Below are 13529 nucleotides of genomic sequence, written 5' to 3'. Positions count from 1 at the left end.
GACTCGATAATTTAATTGCGATCTATTAGTTTCTAAATGAAAGATGATCTTAAACCATTTGCAAATGCAACATAGATAGAAATTCGTATAACTTACTGAATGCAAAGTGATTTACAAAATTAATAATCAAATTGTCTTTAGTGTTTCTTCTTTTAAAACAGTGGCTTATGTATGGTTAACTTTTTTATAACATTTCATTCCGAATGAGATCTAAATCAATCTTATGCAAATGAATGAGTTTTTTATTTGAAATGTCATATTTCTAGGTTAACTTAAAATAAAAGGCAGCAGAGGAATTGTTGCCAAAAGAATAAATTAACACGTCAGTTGGCGAAACATTTCGCCAGTGTCTTAATTCGCTTTTTTAATGCCGTTAAGAATGGAGTCTTCAATGAAGAAAGTCGCTTTGATCACTGGATCAAAAGGCGGAATTGGTTCTGCTATTTCCTCTCAATTAGTAAATGATGGTTATCGAGTAATTGCTACTTATTTTACAGGTAATTATGAGTGTGCTTTGGAATGGTTTAATGAAAAAGGGTTTACCAAAGATCAGGTACGCTTATTTGAATTAGATGTGACAAACACCACGCAGTGTGCTGAAAAACTGGCACTTTTGCTTGAGGAAGAAGGGACTATAGATGTTGTCATCAACAATGCAGGTATCACACGTGATGGCGTGTTTAAAAAGATGACTGCACAAGCTTGGAATGAAGTCATTAACACCAATCTAAATAGCTTGTTCAATGTGACTCAACCTTTGTTCGCGACTATGTGTGAAAAAGGTGGTGGTCGCATCATTAACATCTCTTCCGTTAATGGTTTGAAAGGACAGTTTGGACAAGCAAACTACTCAGCGGCTAAGGCTGGCATGATTGGTTTTTCAAAAGCTCTGGCATATGAAGGTGCTCGTTCTGGTGTGACTGTGAATGTTATCGCTCCGGGATACACCGGCACCCCAATGGTAGAGCAGATGAAACCGGAAGTGCTTGAATCTATCACCAACCAAATCCCAATGAAGCGTTTAGCAACGCCAGAAGAAATTGCAGCATCAGTAAGCTTCCTAGTGAGTGATGCCGGCGCATACATCACCGGTGAAACATTGTCGGTGAACGGCGGCCTATACATGAGCTAAGGAGTAGAGTGATGGAAAAAGTATTTATCGTTGCAGCAAAGCGTACGCCAATTGGTGCGTTTGGTGGAAGCTTAAAAAACACCTCAGCAGGAAATCTAGCTGCAGTAGCAATAAAAGGTGCGCTTGAGGCAGCTTCTTTGGCAGCAGATAAGGTCGATGAAGTTATTGTTGGTAACGTTGTTGCAGCCGGTCAAGGTATGGGTGTTGGACGCCAAGCTGCACTGTTTGCAGGTATCCCAGAGTCAGTCCCTGCATACGGCGTAAACATGGTATGCGGCAGTGGTATGAAAACCGTCATGGATGGCGTTTCGCATATTCGCAGCGGTGATGCAGAAGTCGTGGTGGCTGCCGGCGTTGAGGTCATGTCACAAATCCCATTCATCGTGCCTAGCAGTGTGCGAGATGGCAACAAAATGGGTCACATGGAGCTGAAAGATCTCCTTATCTCAGATGGCTTAACGGATGTTTACAACCAGTACCACATGGGAGTGACGGCTGAAAACGTTGCAAAAGAGGTAGGGTTGTCTCGCCAACAGCAAGACGAATACGCACTTTCGAGTCAGCAAAAAGCTGTCGCGGCTATCGAGGCAGGTAAATTCAAAGATGAAATTGTTCCTGTTGAAGTTAAGCAGCGTCGAGAAACGGTCGTGTTTGACACCGATGAATACCCGAAAGCCAATGCCACACTTGAAGGTTTGAGCAAGCTGCGCCCTGCGTTCGACCGAGAAGGTACAGTGACAGCAGGTAATGCATCGGGCATTAATGACGGTGCAAGTGCCATCATTTTGGCCTCAGAAACTGCAGTTCAAGCGCATGGTTTAACACCAATTGCCGAGGTAGTGAGCTACGCACAATCTGGTTTAGACCCTCAAATTATGGGGCTTGGTCCTGTTGAGTCAGTGAACAAGGCACTACAAAAAGCCGAGCTGAAAACCAGCGATATCGATGTTTATGAATTAAACGAAGCCTTTGCTGCTCAGGCATTAGGCGTGATTCATAAACTGGCTGAAACCAACCAAGTACCAGTAAGCTCGATTCAAGATAAAGCCAATTTTAATGGTGGTGCTATCGCATTGGGTCACCCACTTGGTGCATCAGGTAACCGAATTTTGGTTACGTTGGTTCATGAACTTCACAAACAAGACGGTCAGTACGGGGTTGCTTCACTTTGTGTGGGCGGCGGTATGGGCACGGCTGTGATTGTAAAAGCAGTTAAGTAGTTATTTAAACGGACATTTTTAATTCTTTCTCTAGGAGATAAACCATGTACACTGATTTCTTCAAAACTTTTAGCGATCAAACTGAAAAGAATCTAGAACCATACTTGAAGTTCAACAAGCTAGTAACAAAGAACGTAGAAGTGCTTACTGAGCTTCAACTGAACGCGATCCGTACTTACAGCGAAGTGGGTCTAAACCAAATGAAAGCAGCGTCAGAAATCAAAGACGTGACTTCTCTAACGGCTTTCAACAGCCAACAACTTACCGTTCTTACTAAACTTTCTCAGCAAATGATGGACGACAGCAACAAGCTGCAATCTATCGCAAAAGAGTTCAAAGAAGACGTTGAGAAAATGACTTCGGAAAACCTAAAGACTGTTACTCCAGCGTAATACGTCCGCTTGCGCCGCCCGCTTTTTGGGCGGCGTTGTTTTTTCCGAATATAGGAGTAAGACTATGTTTCAACACTTCTTTTCGGACTATCTTGTAAAGCTTCAGGAAACCAATCAACAGTGGTGGCATGATTTCGAAGTGAACAAGGCAGTCGTGAATTCTCCTTTGAACAAGGCCATGCAAGAAGTGAACTTTGAAGATACTGCTAAACTGTTCGAACAAGCGGCAAACCAACCCGCTGCAATTTTGAAGTTGCAAGCAGAGTGGTGGGAGCAGCAGCTTCAAATTTGGCAGAATGTGGCTCTCGCAGGTAATCAAACGCAACTTATCGAAGCAGAGAAGGGCGACAAGCGTTTCTCAAATGATGCTTGGCAGCAAGAGGCCATGTACAGCTTCATCAAGCAATCATATTTGTTGTTTAGTAAAACCTATCTAGACACGCTCGATTCCATCGAAGGTCTTGATGAGAAGACGAAAGAGCGTATTACCTTCTTCTCTCGTCAGGCTATCAACGCACTTTCTCCATCTAATTTCATCGCGACCAACCCAGAACTGCTTAAACTCACTCTTGAGCAAAATGGTGAAAACCTACTGACGGGTTTAGAGAAGTTAAAAGAAGATGTTGAGTCGAGTGCCGACATTCTCAAAGTACGCATGACCAACAACAATGCGTTTCGCGTTGGGGATGATGTTGCGACGACTGCGGGCGATGTTGTGTTCCAAAACGAATTGTTTGAGCTGATTCAGTACCGTCCCTTGACGGAAAAAGTGAATGCGACACCGCTATTAATCGTTCCACCGTTCATCAATAAGTACTACATCCTTGACCTAACGGCGAAAAACTCAATGGTTCGTTGGTTGTTAGAGCAAGGTCATAGCGTATTTATGATGTCTTGGCGCAATCCGGGTAAAGAACAAGCGCAGGTTGAGTTTGGGGACTACGTAACCGAAGGCGTAGCGAAAGCGGTTACTGCGATTGAAGATATTACTGGTCAAGAGCAAATCAACGCAGCTGGCTACTGTATCGGTGGTACGGTTCTCGCCAGTACCGTAGCTTACTATGCAGCGAAACGTATGAAGAAGCGTATTAAGTCTGCGACCTTCTTTACGACCTTGTTGGACTTCTCTCAGCCGGGGGAGGTTGGGGCATACATCAATGACACAATCATCAGTGCTATAGAAACGCAAAACAACGCCAAGGGTTACATGGATGGTCGCTCGTTAAGCGTGACATTCAGTCTGCTGCGTGAAAACAGTTTGTACTGGAACTATTACGTCGATAATTACCTCAAAGGTAATAGCCCTGTTGATTTTGACCTACTGTATTGGAACAGTGACAGCACTAATGTGAGCGCCGCTTGCCATAATTTCTTACTGCGAGAACTCTATTTGGAGAATAAACTGGTACAAGACAAGGGTGTAAAAATTGGCGGTGTTTGGATTGATCTCAACAAGATTAAGATCCCAAGTTATTTTGTATCGACCAAAGAAGACCATATTGCACTGTGGCAAGGAACGTATCGTGGTGCTCTGAATACAGGTGGTAATAAGACCTTTGTTTTAGGTGAGTCAGGGCATATTGCTGGTATCGTGAATCACCCAGCGAAAAACAAATATGGATATTGGTTGAACGACAATCTTGATGACTCGGCGGACGAATGGTTCAACAACGCGAATCATCAAGAAGGTTCTTGGTGGACGCATTGGCACCAATGGTTGATGCAGTTTAACCCGAAAGAGCAAGTTGAGCCTTTCCCAGTTGGTTCTGAGCAAAATCCGGTTATTGAAGATGCTCCTGGTCAGTATGTTCGACAAGTTCTGCCTATCAACGAGTCCTAGACTGCTCCTCGCAAGCAGTATTATTTGGCGATCTGAATGGTCGCCTTTTTTCTGTCTGAAGCTTTGCTTCGCAAGGAGCAAAGAATCATCACAACAAGCAAGTGTGAGAACCACCATAAGCCGTCAGAGAGTATTGGGTTTGGTGCTTTGGTTGGAAACGTAGAAAGAAAAAACGCCAAGCAAATGCTCGGCGTTTTCCGTCAACAAAATAGGCAAAAAAGTTGACTGGTTCGAGGTGAATTACACCTCTTTATCCTTACCTAGTGAGAGTAGCCATAGAGAGATTGCTGCTACTCCGACAAAGCCGGAAAGAATAATGACTGGCATTGCGCTGTATCCAAGGAAGTGCCAGATAAAGGATTCAAGATTACTCATTGTCTATGTTTCTCCTTATTGCCAGCCTTCAACACCGTGCATGTCAGGCAGTTTGTGTGCGATACCTTTATGACAGTCTACACAAGTTTTATCGCCTGAAGCCAGAGCGGTAGAGTGTTGAGCTGCCGCTCGTTTACCCTGCTGCGAGTAGTCCATGTAATCAAACTGGTGACAGTTACGACATTCAAGAGAATCATTCTTCTTCATACGCGCCCACTCACGTTCCGCTAAGTGTTCACGACGAGCTTGGAATTTCTCCGGCGTATCGATCGTCTTCGTTACGAAGTGAGCAAACAACTCTTTAGACGCTTGAACTTTACGAACGATCTTATCGGTCCATTCGTGTGGTACGTGACAATCAGAACAGATTGCACGAACACCAGAACGGTTCGAGTAGTGAATCGTTTCTTGAATTTCAGCGACGATAGGAGCGTGACAGCCAGAACAGAATTCTTCTGTGTTGGTCGCTTCCATACCTGTGTTGAATGCGCCCCAAAACAGAAGACCACCAGCGAAGCCAAGGAATAAAACCACACCAGCGGCAGCTTTACTCGGGCTCGACAGTCTCTTCCAAAACGCTTTAAGTATTTTCATAAGTAACCTCTTAGTACTCGCGTTTCAATTACTGAAGCGAATCGACTGCCTTAAACTCGTTTTCCACTAATGGTTTAGCATCCGTTTGTGGAACGTGACATTGCAAACAGAAGTAACGACGTGGTGACATGTCTGCTAGTACCGCGTCTTCACGGTTAACGTAGTGCGTTACACTGATCTTGGTAGCGCCTGCGTCTTTAGCATTTTTCCAGCTGTGACATGCTAGACATTTGTTTGCGTTCAAAGACACTTCGTAGTTACGGATGCTATGAGGGATCAGTGGCGGCTGATATACAAAGCTGTCTGCAACGATCTGGTCTTTGGGAAAGTCTTTAAAATCATCTGCAGGGCGAGTGTCTTCAAGTTGCGCAGTGCCGCGTAGCGAGTCTAGACCGCCTGTGCCACCTGGATTGTCCAGTTCCGCTTGTGCAACGCCTGTCAATAAAGCACCTACAGATAAAAGTGCGATAAGGTATTTTTTCATCATTTCATCTCCGCCTTATGGCTTAAATTCTTTTTAGGCCGCCGAGTCGACGGCCTTTGCATTCGTTATTTGACGGTTAAGCAATTTTCGTGATTTTGACTGGACACTTCTTAAAGTCTGTCTGTTTTGACAGAGGGTCAGTCGCATCAAGAATCAGCTTGTTAATCAAAATACGGGCATCAAAGAACGGTACGAATACCAAGCCTTCAGGTGGACGGTTACGACCACGGGTTTCAACACGAACGCGTACTTCGCCACGTTTGTTTGCAATCAGAACTTCTTCACCGCGACGTACATTACGTTTTTTCGCATCCGCAGGGTGCATGTAAACCACAGCGTCTGGTACAGCTTTGTAAAGCTCTGGTACACGACGAGTCATAGTACCTGTGTGCCAGTGCTCAAGAACACGACCTGTACATAGCCATAGGTCGAACTCTTCATTTGGTACTTCTGGTGGCGCTTCGTAAGGTGCAGAAATGATCTTCGCTTTACCATCAGCATTACCGTAGAAGTCCCAACCTGAACCTGCTTTAGCGTATGGGTCAGAACCTTCTTTAAAGCGCCATTGTGTTTCTTTGCCATCAACAACCGGCCAACGTAGACCACGTACAGTGTGGTAGACATCGTAAGGTGCTAAGTCGTGACCGTGACCGCGACCAAATGTTGCGTACTCTTCGAACAGACCTTTCTGAACGTAGTAGCCGAAGTGGTGCGAATCATCGTTTAGTTCACGAGCTTCTTCGATAGGGAACTGGTCAACTTGACCGTTCTTGAACAGCATGTCGTACATGGTTTTACCACGGTACTCTGGTGCTTTTGCAAGAAGCTCTTCTGGCCACACTTCTTCCATCTTGAAGCGTTTAGAGAATTCCATTACCTGCCAAAGGTCAGATTTTGCATCACCGATGGTCTCTACTTGTTGGTACCAAGCTTGTGTACGACGCTCTGCGTTACCGTAAGCGCCTTCTTTCTCGATCCACATTGCAGTAGGAAGGATAAGGTCAGCGGCTTGCGCTGTTGCTGTTGGGTATGGGTCAGACACAACAATGAAGTTTTCTGGATTACGGTAACCTGGAAGACGCTCTGTGTTGATGTTTGGACCAGCTTGCATGTTGTTGTTACATTGAACCCAATAACAGTTCAGAACGCCATCATGCAACATGCGGTCTTGCAGTACCGCGTGGAAACCTGGTTTCGGTGGGATGGTGCCTTCTGGCAGTTTCCAGATCTCTTCCGCGATTTTACGGTGTTTAGGGTTAGCAACCACCATGTCCGCAGGTAGACGGTGAGCAAACGTACCAACTTCACGAGCGGTACCACATGCTGATGGTTGACCCGTTAGTGAGAATGGACTGTTGCCCGGAGTAGCAATCTTACCAGTTAGTAGGTGGATGTTGTAAACCAAGTTGTTCATCCATACGCCACGAGTATGTTGGTTCATACCCATCGTCCATAGCGACATCACTTTCGTGTTTGGATCCGCGTACTGCTTAGCAAGCTCGATTAGTTTCTCTTTTTCTACGCCTGAGATTTCAGATGCTTTCTCTACGGTGTAAGGCGCGACAGTCTTCTTGTACTCTTCGAAAGAGATAGACGTCAGCTTGCCAGAGTTCGGATTCTTAGCGGCTTTTTGTAGCGGGTCATCGTCACGCAGACCGTAACCGATGTCAGTGTCTGTTTTGGTAAAGTTCGTGTGCTTGTTCACGAAGTCCCAGTTCACTGCATCGTTTTGAATGATGTAGTTTGCGATAAAGTTAGCAATCGCAAGGTCAGACTGAGGATTAAAAATGTAGCCGTGGTCTGCCAACTCAAATGAACGGTGGTAGTAAGTAGAAAGCACGTTCACTTTTACATGAGGATGGCTTAGGCGACGGTCAGTAATACGTGTCCACAGAACTGGGTGCATTTCTGCCATGTTTGAACCCCAAAGAACGAATGAGTCGGCGTTCTCGAAGTCGTCGTAACAACCCATTGGTTCATCGATACCAAATGCACGCATGAAGCCTACTACTGCAGATGCCATACAGTGACGCGCGTTCGGATCGATATTGTTTGAACGGAAGCCTGCTTTCATCATTTTGGCTGCGGCATAACCTTCCATTACTGTCCATTGACCAGAACCGAACATACCGATGCTTGTTGGACCTTTCTTCTCTAGAGAAGCTTTCCATTTCTCAGCCATGATATCGAAAGCGGTGTCCCAAGATACAGGAGCGAAGTCACCGTCTTTGCTGTATTTGCCATCTTTCATACGTAGAAGAGGCTGAGTCAGACGGTCTTGACCGTACATGATCTTAGAAAGGAAGTAGCCTTTGATACAGTTCAGACCTTTGTTTACCGGCGCTTCAGGGTCACCTTGAGTCGCCACGACTTTGCCGTTTTGAGTACCAACAAGAACAGAACAGCCTGTACCACAGAAACGACAAGGTGCTTTGTCCCATGTGATTTTAGTTTGGTCAGAGCTTGCAATCAGATTGGTTGCAGAAGCTGGTAGTGTAATACCTGCGACAGCAGCAGCTGATGCAGCCGCGTTTGCTTTCACAAACGCACGTCTTGTCATTTTCATACTTCACCCTCGATTTGGGAATGTTGTGTTCCAGTGTCTTCTTCTTCCGTTTCTTCAAGCCCAGTTTCGATTTGGTGATAAACCAATACTGTGCTCAAGACATTCGGTAAATTATTAATCGCATCGATAGTGTCGGTGATGAAACCTTGATTCTCAGTTTCTAGCACCACCACGATTTTGCCTTCTGGGCTGTCACCGTAGATTTCTGCGTTTTCGTACGCTTCAATCTGGGTTTTAACTTCAGCCAGATGTTCAGGCAGAACATGGACTACCAGACTCGAAATGTGCACTTCGTTTAGTGACATACATCTCTCTCGTTTTATCGCCTATCGCGCCGACCACTAACGGCTAGGCTGTTATATTGCTCACATTGATGGATGAAGTAGGGCACACTGAAACACAGGCGCCGCAGCCGTTACACTCATCAAGGTCTAAATTTGGTTGTGCTACTTTGCCAAGTTCTAACTTGAACTTAATCGCCATCGGGTCGCACATGTCCCCACAGCTTCGGCATTCGACATTTTGTTTTGCTAAACAGCTATCGGTGATGCTCGCTTTTGCCTGCCAAGGTTGCTCCGCTTCTGCTAAAAATAGTGGCTCTGGGCAAGCCTCGGCGCATTGGTAACAAAATGTGCATTCATCAATAGAAAAATCGACTGCAGGAAAACCGCCGTCGCTTTTGGTTATAATTTTGGTTTCACATGCCTCGATGCATTTGCCACAGCGAGTGCAGTCATCCGTGAATTGAGTTGGCTTTGCTAACCAAGGAAGACGTACCGAATTATCCGGTTGCGCTTTGCGTGCAAAAAGTCTTCGTCTAGAAAGGTCTACCACTTAGTCACCTCAAAAATTGAAACCCAAACTAAGCATAGCCCACAATTTCATTAATAAACTGTCATTTAAGTACACGAAATTGTAGTTTTTGACATATATGTATAAATACCTCTTAGGAGGTAATTAGGATGCAATATTGTTTTGGATCAATAAATTCCGGCGCAGGTGATCACATATTGATAAAGTTGAAAGATAATGCGCGTTGTATAAAGACAAACGTGGTTATCAAACGAGCGGAGTTCAGAGTTGTTTAAAAATGTGAAAAAGTCAGTAACACGCACTATTGCGTCTGCCATGATGTTGATTTTACTCCTATCGGTGGCGACGACTGGCTTTGCTATATTCACTCTTGCATCAAGCCTTAATGATGCGGAGGCGGTCAACGTAGCGGGTTCGATGCGAATGCAGAGTTATCGTTTAGCCCATGATATTCAAAGTGAATCTGTTGACTATTCTTCACATATTGACTTATTTGAGCAGTCAATTTACTCCCATTCAATGCTGGCACTACAGCATTGGTCAGTACCAGAAGATATTACAAAAGACTACTATCGGTTGATTCTGCGCTGGCACGAGCTGAAATCGGTACTAAAGAGCCAAGATAGAGACAAATATCTGATCTTAGTGGCTGGTTTTGTTCAACAAATTGATGCTTTTGTATTTAAACTGCAGAACTACTCAGAACAAAAACTGATCAACTTAGCGTGGATTGGTGGCTTGGGGCTTGGCGGCATACTGTGTGTCAGTATGTTTGTCGTGCACTTTGTGAGACTAGAAGTTGTCAGACCTTTACGCGCTCTTGTGTTTGCAAGTGAACAAATTCAGAATCGTTCGTTTAATGTGTCACTCAATGTATCGAGTGACAACGAAATGGGCATTTTGACCCGAACTTTCAATAGGATGGCGAACGATCTTGGTAAGCTATATCGAGGGTTGGAGCAAGCTGTCGACGAGAAAACACGTAAGCTACAACATGCTAACCAATCGCTGAGAGTGTTGTATGATTCGTCGAAAGAGCTGACGGCGTCACGTATCCATCAGGAGAATTTCCAAGCGATTTTACAACATATTGCAAGTTTGGAAGGAATTCGTGCAGTTAAGCTCGAAATTGATCAAATTGGGGAACCAAATTGGATACTCTCTGAGGGGGAAGAGTGCCGTCACGAATGTGATAGGGAATGCCACACGAAGATATTAACGCTGGACGGTGTTCACCTTGGGTATTTGCATTGGAAAGCGGGTTTGCCGTGTCCTAATGAGTCTCTTATTGATAACTTTGTTCAAATTTTATCTCGTGCGGTATATTACAACCGAGCGCAGAGACAAGCCGAGCAGCTGCTTTTGATGGAAGAACGTGCCACCATCGCTCGTGAGTTACACGATTCACTAGCCCAAGCATTGTCTTATTTGAAGATCCAAGTATCGCTACTCAAACGAAGTGTGAAGAATATTCCTAATGACAAAGCGATAGAGCAGACAAATCAAGTCATTGCTGAACTCGATACTGGGCTGTCAGCAGCGTATACCCAACTTCGTGAGCTTTTGACTACATTCCGCCTAACAATAAAAGAGGGTAGCTTTGGTCAAGCGCTTCAAGAAATGGTTTCGACGCTTGATGATCAAACTGCAGCGAAAATCTCGCTTGATAATGAGCTTTCTTCAACTGAATTAGATGCACACCAGCAGGTCCATCTACTACAGTTGATCAGAGAAGCGACAATAAATGCGATCAAACATGCTCAAGCGAACAATATTAAGATTCAATGTCTTGATTCTGATGGGAAAGTCACAGTGACTGTTACCGATGATGGTATAGGCTTTGAGCAGCAAGACGAAAAATTAAATCATTACGGTATGAGTATCATGCAAGAGCGAGCAGCCAGATTGCACGCTGAGTTGCAAATTGAAGCCGCAGCTAATAGCGGCTGTATCGTAAGACTAGAATTCCAACATAGTAAGGAAGTAAACATTGACAGTGTGTAAAGTAATGCTGGTGGATGATCACCCACTCATGAGACGTGGTATTCATCAGTTACTCAGTTTTGAGCCAGAATTTGAAGTCGTCGCAGAGGCAAGTAGCGGTGCGGATGCGGTTGCGAAAGCTCATGAACTTGAGCTGGATTTGGTACTTCTTGATCTGAATATGAAAGGCATGTCTGGTCTAGATACGCTAAAAGCTTTGCGTGCTGACGGTTGTGAAGCTCGCATTGTTATTCTCACCGTATCGGACAGTCCGGCAGACATCGAAGCTATCGTGCGTAGCGGCGCAGATGGTTACTTGTTAAAAGACACAGAGCCAGATGAATTGGTTGAACTGCTAAAACAAGCACACGAAGGGGACAAAGCCTACAGCCAAGCGGTAGCGAAATACCTAAATGAGCGTGAAGGTCAAGAAGACGTATTTGACTCATTGACTGACCGTGAAACGCAAATCCTCCAAGAGGTGGCGCGCGGTTTTCGCAACAAGCAGATTGCCGATCGCCTGTTTATCTCTGAATCGACCGTTAAAGTGCACATGAAGAGTTTGCTGAAAAAGTTGAAAGTACCTTCACGTACTGCAGCAACAGTGCTTTATCTAGAGCGATTCGGCGAAATTAAGTAACACTTTAGACGCCCATTCTAGAAACGCCAAATAGAAAAAACCGCCCAAACAAGGGCGGTTTATTATTGGTCTGGGCGAATGGAGTACAAATCACTATTGTGTTTGCCACACTCCAAATAGTAACGATGCGCCGCTTTCTTATCTTCCGCGACGACTCTCATACTGTGCATTTTCCCCTGTTCAAAGTAGCGAATTTCGTATTCTACACTCGTATCAAGTTGCTCAGCAGCAGCCATGCTACGCCTCCATAAACTATCCTGATGTTATTGAAGCAATTTATATGCCACTTTAAGGAACGCTATATCGTTCGAGTTTTGGCTAATAATTGCGCACTAACTCACTTTTTTGCGGATAGTTGTGATAAAAAAGTTAATTTCAAACTCTATATACTACTAGGGTGGCAATGTCACTTTGCCAGACTGACGTAAGTTTGCCGCAATAATAAGTGATTTAGATTGAGTATAGAACTTAATCAATGGAAAAGGGAATATGGATCGGTGATGAAATTAAAAAGTTTATCTAATAAAGCGGTTCGATATGGATGTATCTTGTTATCTATTTTGGCGCTTGCTGGTTGTGCAAAGAAGTTTTTATACAGCAATATTGATTGGGTAGTGATCGAATATTTAGATGACTATGTGTCTTTAGATGGTGAACAAGAAGCTCTGGTAGAGGAGCGAATCTTATTATTAGCCGATTGGCACAAGAAAGAAGAATTACCTTTATATATCGATCACTTAAAACAATTGGAGGCACTGAATAAAGACAGCATTACGTTGGAAGCATTGCAAGCGAATCGAGACCAAATGCGTGAACATTATCAACGTCTTGTTTCGAAAGCCGCTCCAGATTTGTTCTCGTTAAGTATGCAGCTCGATAATCAACAAGAAGTAGAGTTTATTGATAGTGTAAGAGAACGTTATAAGGAGAGAGATGAAAAATATGTAGGAAAAACGGAACAAGAACTGAGAGAAGTTGTCTTAGAGAATACAGAGGAGTGGATGGAAGAATGGTTGGGGAAATTATCTAGCCAACAAAAAGCGCGAGCCAAACAGCTTTCTCAACAAGTGATTATAAATAGTCCCTTATGGCGTGATTATCGATCTTCCATTATTCAAGAATTAGAATATCTTTTCGAAAATAAAACCAACAGCGTGGTTTACCAGCAGGTATTCATGCAGCTCTTATTTGAACCAGAAAGTTATTATAGTGATCAATTGACTAAGAATATTGATCAAAATATCGCACTAACGGATCAATTCACTCTAGATATAGCTCAATCCATGAGTGATAAACAATGGAAACACTTCCATGGCAAAATCCGAGAGTGGCGAGAACTTGCCGAAGACCTATTGAATTAAAACTCGATAAATCAAATTCTTAATGTGAGTGCTGTAGGAGTGCGCCAGCACTTTTTAATGAAAAACTGATTCAAAGCAAATTCTTATCGCCTCATGAGCGTAACATGGTTTGTCGAACCATGTTGGATA

At 44.0% G+C, this 13529-nt stretch carries 14 protein-coding genes; 7 read left to right on the top strand and 7 right to left on the bottom strand.

Going from position 1 to position 13529, the window contains the following annotated elements; genetic code table 11:
* The first annotated feature begins 391 nt into the window (after positions 1 to 391).
* From OH463_RS22680 to phaC, 4 genes are all read left to right on the top strand, one after another.
* On the top strand, positions 392 to 1132 hold the full coding sequence (locus OH463_RS22680) for an SDR family oxidoreductase (protein WP_269992743.1): 741 nt from the start codon (positions 392 to 394) through the stop codon (positions 1130 to 1132).
* An 11-nt stretch (positions 1133 to 1143) separates the two neighbouring features.
* Complete coding sequence (locus tag OH463_RS22675) at positions 1144 to 2352, top strand: acetyl-CoA C-acetyltransferase (protein ID WP_017188734.1); 1209 nt, start codon at positions 1144 to 1146, stop codon at positions 2350 to 2352.
* A gap of 44 nt (positions 2353 to 2396) precedes the next feature.
* Positions 2397 to 2744: a phasin family protein gene (locus tag OH463_RS22670; protein ID WP_005453608.1), complete on the top strand. Its 348-nt coding sequence runs from the start codon at positions 2397 to 2399 to the stop codon at positions 2742 to 2744.
* Positions 2745 to 2808: 64 nt separating this feature from the next.
* A complete protein-coding gene (gene phaC / locus OH463_RS22665) occupies positions 2809 to 4584 on the top strand; it encodes a class I poly(R)-hydroxyalkanoic acid synthase (RefSeq protein ID WP_017819305.1) in 1776 nt (591 codons plus the stop codon).
* A gap of 240 nt (positions 4585 to 4824) precedes the next feature.
* Here phaC and OH463_RS22660 read toward each other — a convergent pair whose 3' ends face one another.
* The 6 genes from OH463_RS22660 to napF all read right to left on the bottom strand — a co-directional run bounded on the left by OH463_RS22660 (position 4825) and on the right by napF (position 9437).
* Positions 4825 to 4959: a TIGR02808 family protein gene (locus OH463_RS22660; RefSeq protein ID WP_005433365.1), complete on the bottom strand. Its 135-nt coding sequence runs from the start codon at positions 4957 to 4959 to the stop codon at positions 4825 to 4827.
* A 15-nt stretch (positions 4960 to 4974) separates the two neighbouring features.
* Positions 4975 to 5553: a NapC/NirT family cytochrome c gene (locus OH463_RS22655; protein ID WP_005453621.1), complete on the bottom strand. Its 579-nt coding sequence runs from the start codon at positions 5551 to 5553 to the stop codon at positions 4975 to 4977.
* 28 nt (positions 5554 to 5581) lie between these two features.
* Positions 5582 to 6037 carry a nitrate reductase cytochrome c-type subunit gene (locus tag OH463_RS22650; protein ID WP_005453623.1) on the bottom strand — a complete coding sequence of 152 codons (456 nt, stop codon included), beginning with the start codon at positions 6035 to 6037 and terminating at the stop codon, positions 5582 to 5584.
* A gap of 76 nt (positions 6038 to 6113) precedes the next feature.
* Positions 6114 to 8603 (bottom strand): periplasmic nitrate reductase subunit alpha, encoded by a 2490-nt coding sequence (gene napA, locus OH463_RS22645; protein WP_005453626.1) that lies wholly within the window; start codon positions 8601 to 8603, stop codon positions 6114 to 6116.
* A complete protein-coding gene (locus tag OH463_RS22640) occupies positions 8600 to 8908 on the bottom strand; it encodes a chaperone NapD (protein WP_005453631.1) in 309 nt (102 codons plus the stop codon). The genes napA and OH463_RS22640 overlap by 4 nt, the downstream gene beginning before the upstream one ends.
* Before the next feature lie 43 nt (positions 8909 to 8951).
* Positions 8952 to 9437 (bottom strand): ferredoxin-type protein NapF, encoded by a 486-nt coding sequence (gene napF, locus OH463_RS22635; protein ID WP_009701993.1) that lies wholly within the window; start codon positions 9435 to 9437, stop codon positions 8952 to 8954.
* 246 nt (positions 9438 to 9683) lie between these two features.
* On the opposite strand from napF, the gene narQ reads away from it, so the two are divergent.
* On the top strand, positions 9684 to 11420 hold the full coding sequence (narQ, locus tag OH463_RS22630) for a nitrate/nitrite two-component system sensor histidine kinase NarQ (RefSeq protein WP_269992742.1): 1737 nt from the start codon (positions 9684 to 9686) through the stop codon (positions 11418 to 11420).
* A complete protein-coding gene (locus OH463_RS22625) occupies positions 11407 to 12039 on the top strand; it encodes a response regulator (RefSeq protein ID WP_005453637.1) in 633 nt (210 codons plus the stop codon). The genes narQ and OH463_RS22625 overlap by 14 nt, the downstream gene beginning before the upstream one ends.
* 62 nt (positions 12040 to 12101) lie before the next feature.
* Here the strand turns inward: OH463_RS22625 and OH463_RS22620 are convergent, their stop codons facing one another.
* The gene (locus OH463_RS22620; protein WP_005453640.1) at positions 12102 to 12275 is read right to left on the bottom strand and encodes a hypothetical protein; all 174 of its coding nucleotides are present in this window, start codon (positions 12273 to 12275) and stop codon (positions 12102 to 12104) included.
* A gap of 264 nt (positions 12276 to 12539) precedes the next feature.
* Between OH463_RS22620 and OH463_RS22615 the strand changes: the two genes are divergently transcribed.
* The gene (locus OH463_RS22615; RefSeq protein WP_029790038.1) at positions 12540 to 13400 is read left to right on the top strand and encodes a DUF6279 family lipoprotein; all 861 of its coding nucleotides are present in this window, start codon (positions 12540 to 12542) and stop codon (positions 13398 to 13400) included.
* Positions 13401 to 13529 lie beyond the last annotated feature (129 nt).

This window comes from Vibrio sp. NFR, from assembly GCF_027587095.1.
Lineage (GTDB): Bacteria > Pseudomonadota > Gammaproteobacteria > Enterobacterales > Vibrionaceae > Vibrio > Vibrio harveyi.
The sequence above is the reverse complement of the archived record's forward strand: the minus strand, read 5'-3'. Positions and strand labels throughout refer to the sequence as shown.